General features: G+C 39.5%; 10 protein-coding genes. 6 read left to right on the forward strand and 4 right to left on the reverse strand.

The window, feature by feature from the left end:
- Positions 1–487: 487 nt before the first annotated feature.
- On the reverse strand, positions 488–1,243 hold the full coding sequence (locus tag F3D68_RS10415) for a CDP-alcohol phosphatidyltransferase family protein (protein ID WP_151194375.1): 756 nt from the start codon (positions 1,241–1,243) through the stop codon (positions 488–490).
- 106 nt (positions 1,244–1,349) lie between these two features.
- Positions 1,350–2,837: a 4-hydroxy-3-polyprenylbenzoate decarboxylase gene (ubiD, locus tag F3D68_RS10420; protein WP_151194384.1), complete on the reverse strand. Its 1,488-nt coding sequence runs from the start codon at positions 2,835–2,837 to the stop codon at positions 1,350–1,352.
- A 407-nt stretch (positions 2,838–3,244) separates the two neighbouring features.
- Here ubiD and fur point away from each other — a divergent pair, with 407 nt between their 5' ends.
- A complete protein-coding gene (gene fur, locus F3D68_RS10425; RefSeq protein WP_151194376.1) occupies positions 3,245–3,676 on the forward strand; it encodes a ferric iron uptake transcriptional regulator in 432 nt (143 codons plus the stop codon).
- 31 nt (positions 3,677–3,707) lie between these two features.
- Here fur and F3D68_RS10430 read toward each other — a convergent pair whose 3' ends face one another.
- Both F3D68_RS10430 and F3D68_RS10435 read right to left on the reverse strand, forming a co-directional pair.
- Positions 3,708–4,775 carry a dihydroorotate dehydrogenase gene (locus F3D68_RS10430; protein WP_151194377.1) on the reverse strand — a complete coding sequence of 356 codons (1,068 nt, stop codon included), beginning with the start codon at positions 4,773–4,775 and terminating at the stop codon, positions 3,708–3,710.
- 63 nt (positions 4,776–4,838) lie between these two features.
- Entirely contained in the window at positions 4,839–5,459 is a 621-nt protein-coding gene (locus tag F3D68_RS10435; RefSeq protein ID WP_151194378.1) for an IMPACT family protein, read from the reverse strand.
- A 152-nt stretch (positions 5,460–5,611) separates the two neighbouring features.
- On the opposite strand from F3D68_RS10435, the gene F3D68_RS10440 reads away from it, so the two are divergent.
- The 5 genes from F3D68_RS10440 (at position 5,612) to F3D68_RS10460 (ending at position 13,282) form a co-directional block, all read left to right on the forward strand.
- Positions 5,612–6,367 (forward strand): ATP-dependent zinc protease, encoded by a 756-nt coding sequence (locus F3D68_RS10440; protein ID WP_151194379.1) that lies wholly within the window; start codon positions 5,612–5,614, stop codon positions 6,365–6,367.
- Positions 6,364–7,965, forward strand: a complete 1,602-nt coding sequence (locus F3D68_RS10445) for a UUP1 family membrane protein (protein WP_151194380.1) — start codon at positions 6,364–6,366, stop codon at positions 7,963–7,965. Before F3D68_RS10440 ends, F3D68_RS10445 begins: the two co-directional genes overlap by 4 nt.
- Entirely contained in the window at positions 7,966–8,907 is a 942-nt protein-coding gene (locus F3D68_RS10450) for an alpha-L-glutamate ligase-like protein (protein ID WP_151194381.1), read from the forward strand.
- Between the two features lie 100 nt (positions 8,908–9,007).
- A complete protein-coding gene (locus tag F3D68_RS10455) occupies positions 9,008–10,198 on the forward strand; it encodes an efflux RND transporter periplasmic adaptor subunit (RefSeq protein WP_191092800.1) in 1,191 nt (396 codons plus the stop codon).
- Positions 10,199–10,201: 3 nt separating this feature from the next.
- Positions 10,202–13,282: an efflux RND transporter permease subunit gene (locus F3D68_RS10460; protein ID WP_151194383.1), complete on the forward strand. Its 3,081-nt coding sequence runs from the start codon at positions 10,202–10,204 to the stop codon at positions 13,280–13,282.
- Positions 13,283–13,513: the final 231 nt, after the last annotated feature.

A 13,513-nucleotide genomic window follows, 5' to 3' on the forward strand; every position in this document is an offset into this window, starting at 1 on the left:
ATGGCACTACAAAAGTGATTTTGACATAAAATGAACGTAGGAATAAGGATTTGAAGGGCATGAAATTGCAAAAAAAGTTCGATTTGAATGCTTTGTAATCAAAAATTTACCAACTTGGGAATAGTATCAGTTGTGCTTTGAGCAGAGTCGAAAAGGAAGGCGTGAGACAATGCATAGCTTCAATTAATGCTCAGCCAACGTTCATAAATCAGGTTGCAAGGTTAGGGCTAATTGTCACTAAATATTTTTTCACCGCTGTTTCACAGCTGATGCGACTTACTTTTTGGCATTGCCCCAAAAGTAAGCAAAAACGCTAGCCTCACAAATTTCCTAACGTTTTTAAAACAGGTGCTATGCAAACTCGTTATACTCAAACAATGCAACGCACATATCTGCTTTAAAACCTAAAATTTGTTATGGCAGTCTTTGGTCGACTGACTTGATGCCAATTAAAGTTTTGTGCCGAATAGCATGGGATTATATACAACTATTGCAAAGGCTTTAATGTGCGATAAAGACTAAATAGAAAATAGACTAAAATATAACTGACAATCGTCCAAGTCAAAAGGGCATTGGATATTGGCCAGATAAGCGCTGAAGCAATCGTTGCCGCACCCCATATCAATGTGTAAATAAACATCAATGAAATAACTGATTTACGTTTGCTTAGATAATTCATACGTGATGGGTAAATGTATTTAATCGGCACAAAGGTCAAAATCGTTAGAGCGACAATGATCACAAAATTGGTGATTCCCGAGAACTGGAAATAAATCAGATAATAAATTGCCAGATTCCAATAGCTTGGAAATCCCTTGAAAAAATGATCTTTGGTTTTGGCGTCAAGTTGGCAAAATTGATAGCATGAGGCAAGCATAATCAAGATAAGCGCAAGTGTTTTAAAGCCATCAGGCACGACATCGGTAATATAAACCCATACAGCAGGGATAACCGCATAATTGGTGAAATCAATAATATTATCTAATAAGCCACCATCTAAAGGGGCTAGCTTTTTGATATCAACACGACGTGCTAATGTGCCATCAGCGGCATCAATTAAAATCGCAATGACGACATATAAAAAAGAAAGCTTTAAATAATGGATATAATCAAGATGGTTTCCTAATAGTTTAGCCGCATAAGCTTGTGCTGAGCTGGTTAGTGCCAGTACCGAGAAAACAGCGCCACTAGCGGTAAATAAATGTACGAACCATGCGTAAATACGTTGAAAAAAAATAGGCATAGGTTTTTAAAGTAAACTCAAAGTCCGCATAGGGTAGCAAAAAAACCTTAAGATAGAAAGTTGTAAAAAATTATTCTGTCTTAACGTGAAGAAGGCTTTGGGCTGCTTAGGCTTTTGAGTCATTATCAATCCCTAAATCTGCCCAGATCGCATCAACCTTATCAATAATATCTTGGCGCATGGTGATCACCTCACCCCATTCGCGTGTTGTTTCACCGGGGAGTTTATTGGTTGCATCTAGTCCCATTTTTGAGCCTAGACTAGCAACAGGCGAGGCAAAATCCAAATAATCAATCGGTGTATTATCAATCAAGGTCGTATCTCTTGTTGGGTCCATACGTGTGGTAATTGCCCAGATCACATCTTCCCACGAGCGGGTATTGATATCATCATCAACAATAATCACAAATTTGGTATACATGAATTGACGTAAGAATGACCAAACGCCCATCATCACGCGTTTGGCGTGTCCTGGGTATTGTTTTTTGATACTAACGACTGCCAAGCGATAGGAACAACCTTCAGGCGGCAAATAAAAATCAACAATTTCAGGGAATTGCTTTTGAATGATCGGCACGAATATCTCATTAAATGCCACGCCTAAAATAGCCGGCTCATCTGGTGGGCGACCGGTGTAGGTGCTGTGATAAATGGGGTTTTTACGATGGGTGATTTTCTCAACGGTGAATACAGGGAATTTTTCAACCTCATTATAATAACCGGTGTGATCTCCAAAGGGACCTTCCTCGGCAATATCATTAGGATATATGAAACCCTCTAAAATAATCTCAGCATTCGCTGGCACCATAATATCATCACCATGGAGTATCGACGGGGTGAGCTCGGTTTTACTGCCACGCAATAATCCGGCAAAAGCATATTCAGAAAGTGTGTCAGGAATAGGTGTCACCGCGCCTAAAGTAGTCGCAGGATCTGCGCCCAATGCGACACATACGGGAAAAGGCTTTTCAGGATTGGCTTTGCACCATGCTTGGTAATCAAGCGCACCTCCGCGATGATGAAGCCAGCGCATGATAAGGCGATTCTTACCAATGACTTGTTGGCGATAAATACCTAGGTTTAAACGCTCTTTACGAATGCTATTGGTGATGGTTAACCCCCATGTCACAAGTGGGGCGATATCTCCAGGCCAGCAGGTTTGTATTGGCATTTGATAAAAATCAATGTCTTCCTTATTGATAATTACCTCACGGCATGGTGCATTTTTAATAACCTTAGGTGACATCTTTAAGACTTGCCTTAAAATTGGCATTTTATCCCAAGCATCTTTAAGACCCTTTGGTGGCTCAGGTTCTTTTAAATAAGCCAAGAGTTTACCAATTTCACGCAGTTGACTGACATCATCCGCACCAAGTGCCAATGCGATGCGCTTTTCAGTGCCAAATAAGTTGGTTAACACTGGCATATTGTGATTTTTTGGATTTTCAAATAAAAGCGCGGGTCCTTTATTGTGAAGTACGCGTGATGAGATTTCAGTCATTTCTAGAAAGGGTGATACTTCTTGTTTGATGCGTTTTAGCTCACCTATTTCCTCCAAGTGATCTAAAAATTCGCGTAAGTCTTTGTAGTTCAGCATAAATGTCTTATCAATTTATCTAAAGATGGCACTTATGGTAATGATTCACGATGCAAAAAAGCAAGCATGATGCTTTGATTTCTCAAAAGTGCATAATACTAACCGTTCCCTGAGCATATTCAAAGGGCATGGTGGGTATATAACCGTCCCCTAAGCATAGTCGAAGGGTACGGTTGAGTGATTGTATAATGGCTTCGACTTGTGCTCAGCCAACGTGAAATAACCTCTCCCCTTGCGGGAGAGGTCGTGCCGCATAAGCTGCACGGGTGGGGGGGCTGAAAGCAACTGTTTTTGTTTGGCAATAGATAAACAACTAAAGATTTTGCAGTAGTGAGTTCTTCATTTATCGAAATGATCAGGTTAGAATGTCTAGCATTGACAAATTTAATGAGTGCTTATACACAATGTCACTAGGAAAAGAAGATCTAAAACAGGCGGGATTGAAAATCACGCAACAACGACTGAAAATATTACGTATTTTTGAAGAGTCAGATCAGCGTCATCTATCGGCTGATGATGTTTATCGAATTGTTAAAGAAAAAGAAGAAGATATCGGTATTGCAACAGTTTATCGCGTCTTGGCACAATTTGAGTCGGCAGGATTATTGCAGCGCTTAAACCTTGGTCGAGAGCAAGCAGTATATGAGCTTGATTCGGATGATCATCATGATCATATGATTTGTGTTAAATGCCACAAAGTTGAGGAATTTGTTGATCATGTGATTGAAGCAAGACAAATGAAAGCAGTCGAAGAGCTAGGCGGCAATCTCGTTGAGCATAGTTCCGTGCTCTATATCGAATGTAAGGATTGTTTGAATAAACCAAAGAAAAAATAAAGAAGAATAAAAAAAGCGCGTGAGTTAGCGATTATTTTGTTGTTTGCAATTTCTGCCAATCATGCGCTAATAATGGATTCCACATGGCACCTGTTGCACTCATAGCAATATCAGCACCCGCGTTTAGGTAATCATCAATATCTTCAGGGCAAACAATACCGCCTACACCACAAAGCACAAAATCAAAGTGATTCTCTTTGCGTATCTTATGAATGCGTTTAGTCATTTCAAGGGATAGGTCTTTAATGATGCTGCCGCAAATGCCACTGTTTAAGCGTCCCTCACCAGGAAGTGCTTGGCTGTTATCTTTATTTCTTGCTTGCATTGAAATGGTATTAATCGCCGCAATACCATCAACAAATGGCGCATTGGCTTTGATGATGTCATATGCTTTAGCTTCTTCTTTGATATAGCCCATCTTGATCATAAGCGGCACATCCTTGATTGCTTTTTTTACCGCTTTTGAGATCGTGCTTGAAAGCTCAGCATCTTGATAAATACTACCTTCTTTAGAGACGACATTAGGGCATGAGTAATTAAGCTCAATGGCTTTAGCCCCCGCTTCAACAGCCCTTTGTGCGCAAAGAACAAAGTCATCGATAAAATTGCGATCAGGCACAGGTGTGCCAACACATGAGACGATCATTAGTTGATTAGGTGCCATAAACGCATTGGCTTTGGCAATATCTGCTTGCCATATTTCAATCGACTTACTTGGAATACCAAAAGAGTTGGTGATGGCAATCTCATGCGGTGTTTGTGGCGCTTGATCGAGTGGGTAAATGCTTTGACCAATATCATCAATGGTTAATTGCTTATGACTATCAACCATTAAGCAATTTGGTGCGGGATGTACTTTGCGCTCAATAGTGCGCACGGTTTTATACACCGGCAGATCAAAGCCTAACTCAGCATATAGCTTAATATATTCGGCATTAATTAAGGGACCCGCTGGCACGCCAATGGGTGAGTTTATTTGGTAGCCCCACAAGTTAATCGGTTTTAATGAAATGCGCTTGGGGATGGTGAAATCACACATTGGTCCATTGTTGTAATTCTCATCATAAGACTTATGAATATCGTAAGTTGGGTGTAACATAGCTGCTTCAAACTCAATTGATTTGTCACATGGTAGAGAAAAAAAAAGGAAATGCAAAGCGATTTATCGATGAATAATGACTCGTCCTTGTGTCATTTCTAGTAGTGCTTGATAAGTTATGTCCCATTTTGATAATGCAATATCGAAGTGCAAGGTAATGTCATTGCCAAAGATTGAATCAATCGCTGTTAATTTAAGTGTGTGTAGCACTTGCTCAATTAATGCGGTATCTCTGTATTGATAGGTCAGCGACAGTCTTTTGGTTGGTGTGAAAGTTACAAGCTGACTATTTTTAATGACTTCACTAGCTGCTTGACCATAGGCGCGTACTAAGCCACCCACGCCAAGCTTGGTGCCACCAAAGATTCGCGTCACGATAATGGCAGCATTAATGAGTTTGTTGCCTTGAAGATGATTAAGGATAGGCTTGCCAGCGGAACCTGAAGGCTCGCCATCATCATTAAAACGAATCTGCTGATTGTCAAAAAGATGATAAGCCCAACAGTGATGATTGGCATTGGCATATTCCTTGGTAAGTTGCTGCAAGAAGCTGTGAAGCTCGGAAGGCTCTTTTAAAGGCAGTAAGTGAGCAATAAAGCGAGACTTTTTAATCGGCTCAATTTCATGCTGTGATATGCATTCAATGCTGTAATAATTTGCTGTCATAGTCGATGTTTTTGTCATTCTTAAGGTTCAATTAATGCAAGTATGGTGTTATTAGGCGCTTTATAATTAGGCTTTACAGTTAATAACATATCCATTGGCATAATGCCAAGTTTATAACTATACTACGAAGCAATTTACTGCCTAAAGGTAAAAACTTTAAAGGGAAACAAATGAAGGCAAATAAGATCATCAAACATTTAGCTTTATCAACCATATTAATGACGAGTACAGCGATGGCAAATATAAAAACAGGTTATGGCTATGTTGAAAATGTGTATATTTTACCAAGCAAAACACTCTTAGATGCCAAGCTAGATACGGGGGCTGGAGTTTCCTCGATTTCGGCGACAAATATTCACGTATACGCAAAGGATGGGCAGGAATATGTGCGCTTTGATGTCACCCATGAGGCGATAGAACAGCAGGGCAAGCGCAATAAAGATAAGATCGAAAAGGTAGCATATGATTTGCCGTTAAAGCGTGAAATGAAGATTAAAAACCGTGCCGGTGAGGACACAAAAGATCAATATGATGAGCGCCCTGTCGTTGAAATGCCGGTTTGTTTTGATGGCAAAATCTATACGATTGAAGTTAATTTAACCGATAGAACGCATTTTGATTATCCGCTACTTTTAGGGCGTAAAGCATTGATTCAATTGGGTGCTGTGATCGATCCGGCACAAAAATTCACGATGGATGGCAGTGCCTGTGAAGCGCTATTTGCTAAGATGGCAAAAGAGCAAGAGGAGAAAGAAGCAAAAGAGATAAAAGAAGCAAAAGAGATAAAAGAAGCAAAAGAAGCAACAATAAATAGCAATAAAAAAAGTGATGGTACTGAAGCTTCTAATGACCAACCAAAGAAAGCTGATAATACGAGTGATCAGTCATCAGATGATAGCAATACAAATGATATGGATAAGCAATGAGTAAGGTTAATAAGCAGTTTTTCACACTTTTGATCATTTTGTTGGTTGCAGGTATTGGTTTTAGTCTTTATCAGCATTTTAAACTTGGGCTGTCGTGGTGGCCGAATGATGAGAATATGACGTGGAAGTTTAATGCTGAGCTGCAGATTGTGCCAGATACGACGGATTCATCACTTAAGGTGAACTTGTTGGTGCCAAACTTGGTTAAGGCGGATGTACTAGATGAAAGTATTAATGCTGCTGGCTTTGGTAAGATCGTTTTGCGTTCAGAGGATAAAAATAACCGCATGGCAGTGCTCTCTAAAAGCGAGGTTAACAGCAAACAAACGGTGATTTATGATGTGACGGTGGCGAGTAATGCGCAAAGTGTATCAAGCACCGTTCCTGATCTTGAAAAAGAAAAAAAGAAAATAAAAGATATTCTAGAGCCTAAGAAGTTATTAACGTTGTTAACGACTGCCAAGGGGATTGCAGAGAAATCAGCAGATTCGCCCACCTTGATTGCGCAAGCGATAAACTTTATTAATGATGATGGTAATCTGTACTTCTGGCAGGAGATGACCAGTGGCAAGCCAACGGCAAAAACGCGCGCAAGATTGCTTAATTATTTATTAACTGAGCTGAATTTGCCGAACTTGATTATTCATGTGGTACCTTATGAGTATGAGGATAAATTAAATCTTAAGAACTTGCCAACGTGGATTAAGGTGTACTACGGCAAAGATTGGCATACTTATGATGTCAGCACAGGTGAGTATATTGACAATCCTAATAGCAAAGCGATGACCTGGTGGAGTGGTAATGGTGATTTTGTCAATGTCCAAGGTGGTACAGTTAAACTGGTATCCTTTACCGCAGCACAACAAAGCATCCCGATGGAGCGTTATCTGGATCTTAAAAACAATACTGTGAAGCAAAATATATATGAGTTTTCATTACTTAATTTACCAGCGCAAACACAGGAAATTTATAAAATCATCTTAATGGTGCCTTTTGGTGTGCTGATTATTTTGATCTTGCGGATTATTATCGGTGTGCCAACATTGGGTACGTTTATGCCGGTATTGATTGCCTTAGCTTTTAAGGATACCACTTTGGTATGGGGAATTATCTTATTTTCATTGGTGGTCATTTTAGGGTTAAGCTTTAGAGCTTATTTTGAGAAATTACAATTATTGGTCGTGCCACGGCTTGGGATGCTTCTGTGTGTTGTTGTATTAATTATGGCATTGATTAGTATTGCAATGCATAAGATGGAGCTATCTCAAGGCTTATCAATTACCTTATTCCCAATGGTTATTTTAACAATGTCGATAGAGCGTTTATCGATTGTTTGGGAAGAACGTGGTGGCACTGAAGCCATTAAAATTGCGATTGGTAGTCTGTTGGCTGCAACCATCTGTTATATCTTTATCTTTAATGCCTATTTAGAGTATTGGTTTTTCACATTCTCAGGATTGCTATTAGTGGTCATGGCTGTGATGTTATTAATTGGACGTTATCGTGGCTACCGTTTGACTGAGCTTTATCGCTTTGAGGCGTTAGCACAGAAAATTAATGATCAGCAGCAAGGTAAAACGGGTAAGGGTGACCAGTAAATGTGGTGGATTAGTAAATGGCGTGCACTAAAACAAGCGGGTGTATTGGGGATTAATAATCGCAATGTTGGCTATATCCAAGCATATAATGATCGCAAATATTATCCACTGGTTGATGATAAACTCAAGAGCAAAGCCTTGGCACTTGAGCATGGCATTAATGTACCTGAGCTTTATGGTGTAATTGGTTCAGAGCATGATAACAAAAATCTACAATCGATCTTAGGGGATCACCATCAATTTGTGATAAAGCCTGCGCAAGGTGCCGGTGGTGAGGGTATTCTTGTCATTACGCACTTTATTAATAATCGCTACCGTTTGGCAAATGGTAAATTAATGACGCTAGATCAGTTGCGTTATCACACCTCAACTACATTAAGTGGTGCATATTCACTTGGTGGTCGCCCTGATAAAGCGATGATTGAATATTTGATTCAATTTGACCCAACTTTTGCTAAAGTTGCCTATCAAGGGGTGCCAGATATTCGGATCATTTTGATCAAAGGCTTTCCAGTAATGGCAATGGTGCGTTTACCAACACAGCAATCCAATGGCAAAGCAAACCTGCATCAAGGTGCAATTGGTGCTGGCGTTGATCTAAAAACTGGTTTGACACTGCATGGGGTTTGGCATAATGAGATTATCACACATCACCCAGATACCTTGCATGAGATTGAAGGGATTACCGTGCCACATTGGCAAGAGTGTCTAAAAATCGCAAGTGCTAGCTATGATATGACCAATTTAGGTTATTTGGGTGTTGACTTGGTGTTAGATAAAGATCATGGGCCACTGATGCTTGAGCTTAATGCGCGTCCTGGTCTTAATATTCAAATCGCGAACCAAGTGGGGTTGGCAAAGCGTCATGCACTGATTAAGCCAGTGCTTAATGAGCCAATGACCAAGGAGGAGCGTATTAAATATGTTTTAGATCGCTTATGATTCGGTGATAATAAAAGATCATAGTTTATTAGACATAATAAAAGCAGTGGCTATAATCAGATTAGCTTATGACTTAACACATTCCATGACAAGTGAGCCTATGAACAACAATAATGAAAATAATAAATATCAAATTTTAAAAACAGCAAAGATCACTACGTTGATGATGGCTTTAGCTGCCCCATTGATGAGTCTACATCAGTTTGCTTATGCAGCTGACAAGGAGCAAGTGGTCAAACCTACGGCAGTTAATGTCGGTGAGGTTAAGAAGATTAATGTGCCAGAGACGATTACCGCAGTGGGTAATATCTATGCGTTAAAACAGGTTGATTTAAGTTTTGATAATAGCGGTAAGTTAAAAGAGAAATATTTCAAAAACGGCGATCGGGTATTAAAAGGTGAAACGGTTGCAGCTTTAGATGATCAGCAAGATATGGCAACCTTAAGCTCACTGCAAGCGAAGTTAAATTTAGCCAAGCAGACTTATTCGCGCGTTAAGTTATTAGAGCAATCAGGGGCGATTTCCAAAGAAGATATTGACCAGAAATATGCGGATTTGCAACAAGCACAAGCCGATGTTGATCAACAGCAAACGGTGGTTGCTCATGATAAACTACAAGCACCATTTACCGGTGTGCTCGGGATTTATAAGTTTGATGTTGGTGCATATGTGGCAGCGGGTACTGCCGTTGTGCAATTAACACAGGAAAATCCCCTAAAGATACGCTTTGCGATTCCAGCAGATGTTAAACCAAAAGTAGCAATTGGTAATGAGGTTGAGCTCTCCACTGAAACGTATCCCAAGAAAATATTCAAAGGTGTTGTTAACTACATCTCGCCAACGGTAGATAGTAAAAGTGGCACACTTGAGATTGAGGCTGAAGTCAATAACGATGATTATTTATTGTCTCCTGGGATGTTTATGTCGGTTTCACAAATCCTAAAGGATAAACAAGCGATTTTGGCATTACCAGATATGGCGATTCAGACCAATCAACAAGGATCATTTGTCTATGTGGTCAACCCTGATAATACCGTCAAAGCCGTGCAAGTAGATATCGGCATGGTGCGCAGTGGCTGGACACAGATAACCAAAGGCTTAGAAGAAGGGCAAAAAGTGGTAACGATTGGCGGATTTAAGCTTACTGATGGCGCTAAAATTAGCATTTCTGATTTGCCACCACCAGGGTTTGATAAGTTACAAAAAGAATTAAATATCAATGTTGATCCAAAAAGCGGCTTTGGGGTTAACGATCAAGCAGCAATCAATGGTAATAATGGAAGTAAGTAACGCATGAAGCTTTCAAAAATTTGTATTGAGAGACCCGTTTTTGCGGTTGTTTTAAGTTTGATGATTATCGTCTTAGGTATCGTTGGCTTTAGCTATCTTGAGATTCGTTATTTTCCTAAGATTCAGCAGAAAATTGCGCAAGTCTCGATTTCATACTCAGGTGCCTCACCAACGTTAATGAAAAATGATGTCACAGTACCGGTTGAAGATGCGCTTTATAATATCGATGGCTTGATCAAGATGACTTCATCAAGCTCATATGGCAGTAGTACGATTAACTTAACATTTGCTGATGATGCGGATATGACCAATGTTATGGGTCAGGTGCGTGATAATATCTCAAGTATTATCTCGCAGAAGTTGCCTGCAGATATTAATGCGCCTAGTGTGACTCAAGGGGGTGTTGAGCGTCCTGTGGTTAACTTGGGCGTGTTAGATAAAAATCTAACATCAGCACAAATACGTGACTATGTGCAAAAGAATATTGTTCCGATCTTTCAATCCATTCCAGGTATGGGGGCTGTTTGGGTCTATGGTGCTAGTGATTACGCGATGCGTATTTGGCTTAATCCACAAAAAATGGCAGCGCTTGGTATTACCGTTTCGGATGTGCAAAGTACCTTAAATAGTAATAATATTAGCTTCTCAGGCGGTAGTGTTCGTGGCAAGTATCGTAATTTCTCCATTAGTTCAGATACCGATTTGACTACAGCAGATCAATTTAAAAACCTTGTCGTTAAAGATAGTGGTAGTGCACCGGTTTATTTAAAAGACATTGCAAAAGTGGATTTGGGTAATGCGAGTTTAAGCGACTCGCCCATGTTGATTAATGGGCAAAATGCCATTAGTGTACAGCTGCGCCCCACAGACAATGCCAACCCAATTACCGTAGCAAACCTTGCCAAAGAAGAGCTTAAGCGTGTTGCCAAGCAACTACCAAAAGGCATGGAAGTTAAAGTGGTTTATGATCAATCAACGTTTTTACAAAAATCAATTGCCGATGGCTATGATACCTTGCTTGAAGCCATCATTTTGGTGATGTTGGTGGTGTTTGTATTTTTAGGTAGTATCCGTGCTGCGCTAATTCCGATTTTAACCATCCCAGTGTGCGTTATCGGTGCCTTTGGTGTTATGCTACTGTGTGGCTTTAGTATTAACGTTGTCACACTTTTAGCAATTATTCTTGCCATTGGTCTGGTGGTTGATGATGCGATTGTTGTGCTTGAGAATGTTCACAGGCACATTGAAATGGGCAAGAAACCTTTTGATGCAGCTGTACAAGGTTCAGCGGAGATTGGTTTTTCAGTGATTGCAATGACGTTAACACTAGCAGCAGTCTATGCACCGATTGGCTTTTTATCAGGTTTTAGTGCGACTATTTTTAGAGAGTTTGCTTTTACCTTAGCGGGATCCGTTTTAATCTCAGGCTTTGTTGCATTGACCTTATCACCGATGATGTGTGCCTATATTTTAAAATCACGGGAAAAAGAAACCAAAATAGAAGTTTGGCTAGAGCATATTTTCGATAAATTAAATGCGGCTTATGCCAAAATATTAAACTTCGTATTAAAGGCAAAATATTGGGTAGTAGCATTACTTGTTGCTTTGGGTGTTTTGTGTTTTATGTTGTTTAAAGTCGTACCTCAGTCATTTATTCCTAAAGAGGATATTGGATATTTTGAGGCGACAATTACTTCTCCGCCAAGTGCAGCTCTTGATTATACCAATTATTATATGAATATGTTAAGTCAGCGTGTTTATGATAATAATCCTTATATTTTGAATAATGCCGAATATGTATTTTCGGGTAATGCAAATAACTTTGTCACAATGCAACCATGGGGTGATAAACGTAAAGTATCAACTCAGGCAATTATTGACAAATTACTCGCCGAGGCACAACAAATTCCAGGAATTAAAGTCAGTATGAGTGTTCCTGATCCCGTGAGTTTTGGATCAGATGCGGATGGCTCTGATGTGATTATTTATTTGCATAATGTAGGACCAATTGATCATTTGGTTAAAGCTGCTGATAGTCTAACCAAGAAACTCATGAATTACCCAGGGCTTAATAATGTTAACAATGGTCTGAAGTTTGATAATGTCGTTTATAATGTCAAGTTTCAACGTGAGCTTGCTGCCAATGTTGGCGTGGATCCGCAAAATATCGCTGATACATTTAGTATTTTGATGAGTGGTAAACATATCACTGATGTTAAAACCGATGAGAAAAGCTACCAAGTTTTGGTACAAATGAATCTTGACGATTTATCAAGTTTTGGTAGTTTAAGTAAAATTTATGTGCCAAGCGATTCAGGTTTAATGGTGCCATTGTCAAATTTAATCAAGGTAACACCGGATGTCAGACAAAGTAGCCTCTTTAGATATAACCGGGTTAACACAGCGCAAATTAGTGCGAATATCTCAAGCGGCTATAGCATGAGTGAAGTTTATAACGAGATCAATAAACTGGCAAATCAAACAAAGCTTGATGGCGCTGGTATTGATTTTGGTGGGCGTATGGCAGCATTCATATCCTCGAGTGGTACGATGTTTGGCTTATTTGCTTTGGCGTTGATTTTCATCTATCTAGTGCTTGCCGCTCAGTTTGAGAGCTTTGTCGATCCATTTATTATTTTGCTTACCGTTCCTTTATCAACGGTAGGTGCTTTGATCACGATGTTGATGACAGGAGGGGATTTGAACTTATTTACGAATATAGGTTTGATTACACTCGTCGGGCTGATTAGTAAACACGGTATTTTGATCACACAATTTGCTAATGAAAACTTCAAAGAGGGTGTGTCTTTAATCGATGCCGTTAAAACAGGTGCAATTACACGTTTACGTCCTATTTTGATGACAACTTCGGCAATGGTTTTGGGATCGATTCCTTTGGCACTGGCGATGGGTCCTGGAAATGTCGCTAATAATATGATTGGTTGGGTAATTGTCGGTGGACTTTGTTTTGGTACAATATTCTCGCTATTGATTGTGCCTGTGGCTTATGTGATCTTGTCACCTTTAGATCATAAGAAAAAGAAAATACTCAAAGCAAATAAGGCGCGATTATTACAAAGATAATTTGAATATGTAAACAATGGAATGTATTTATTGATAAGGGATTACAGATCAAAACCCATGTGAATGATTTCGTATGTTGACATAAACTCAGTAGCAAATAAGATACTTTTTGCCCAATTTGGTAAGCAAAATTTCTGAAACGTAGACAGTATAATGCTTTGCGCCATACACAAAGTTGAGTTAAGGCACTACAGATTTTTTGTGTTTTTTTTGATTTTTTGTGAAGACGTG

This window comes from Cysteiniphilum sp. JM-1, assembly GCF_008711525.1.
Lineage (GTDB): Bacteria > Pseudomonadota > Gammaproteobacteria > Francisellales > Francisellaceae > Caedibacter.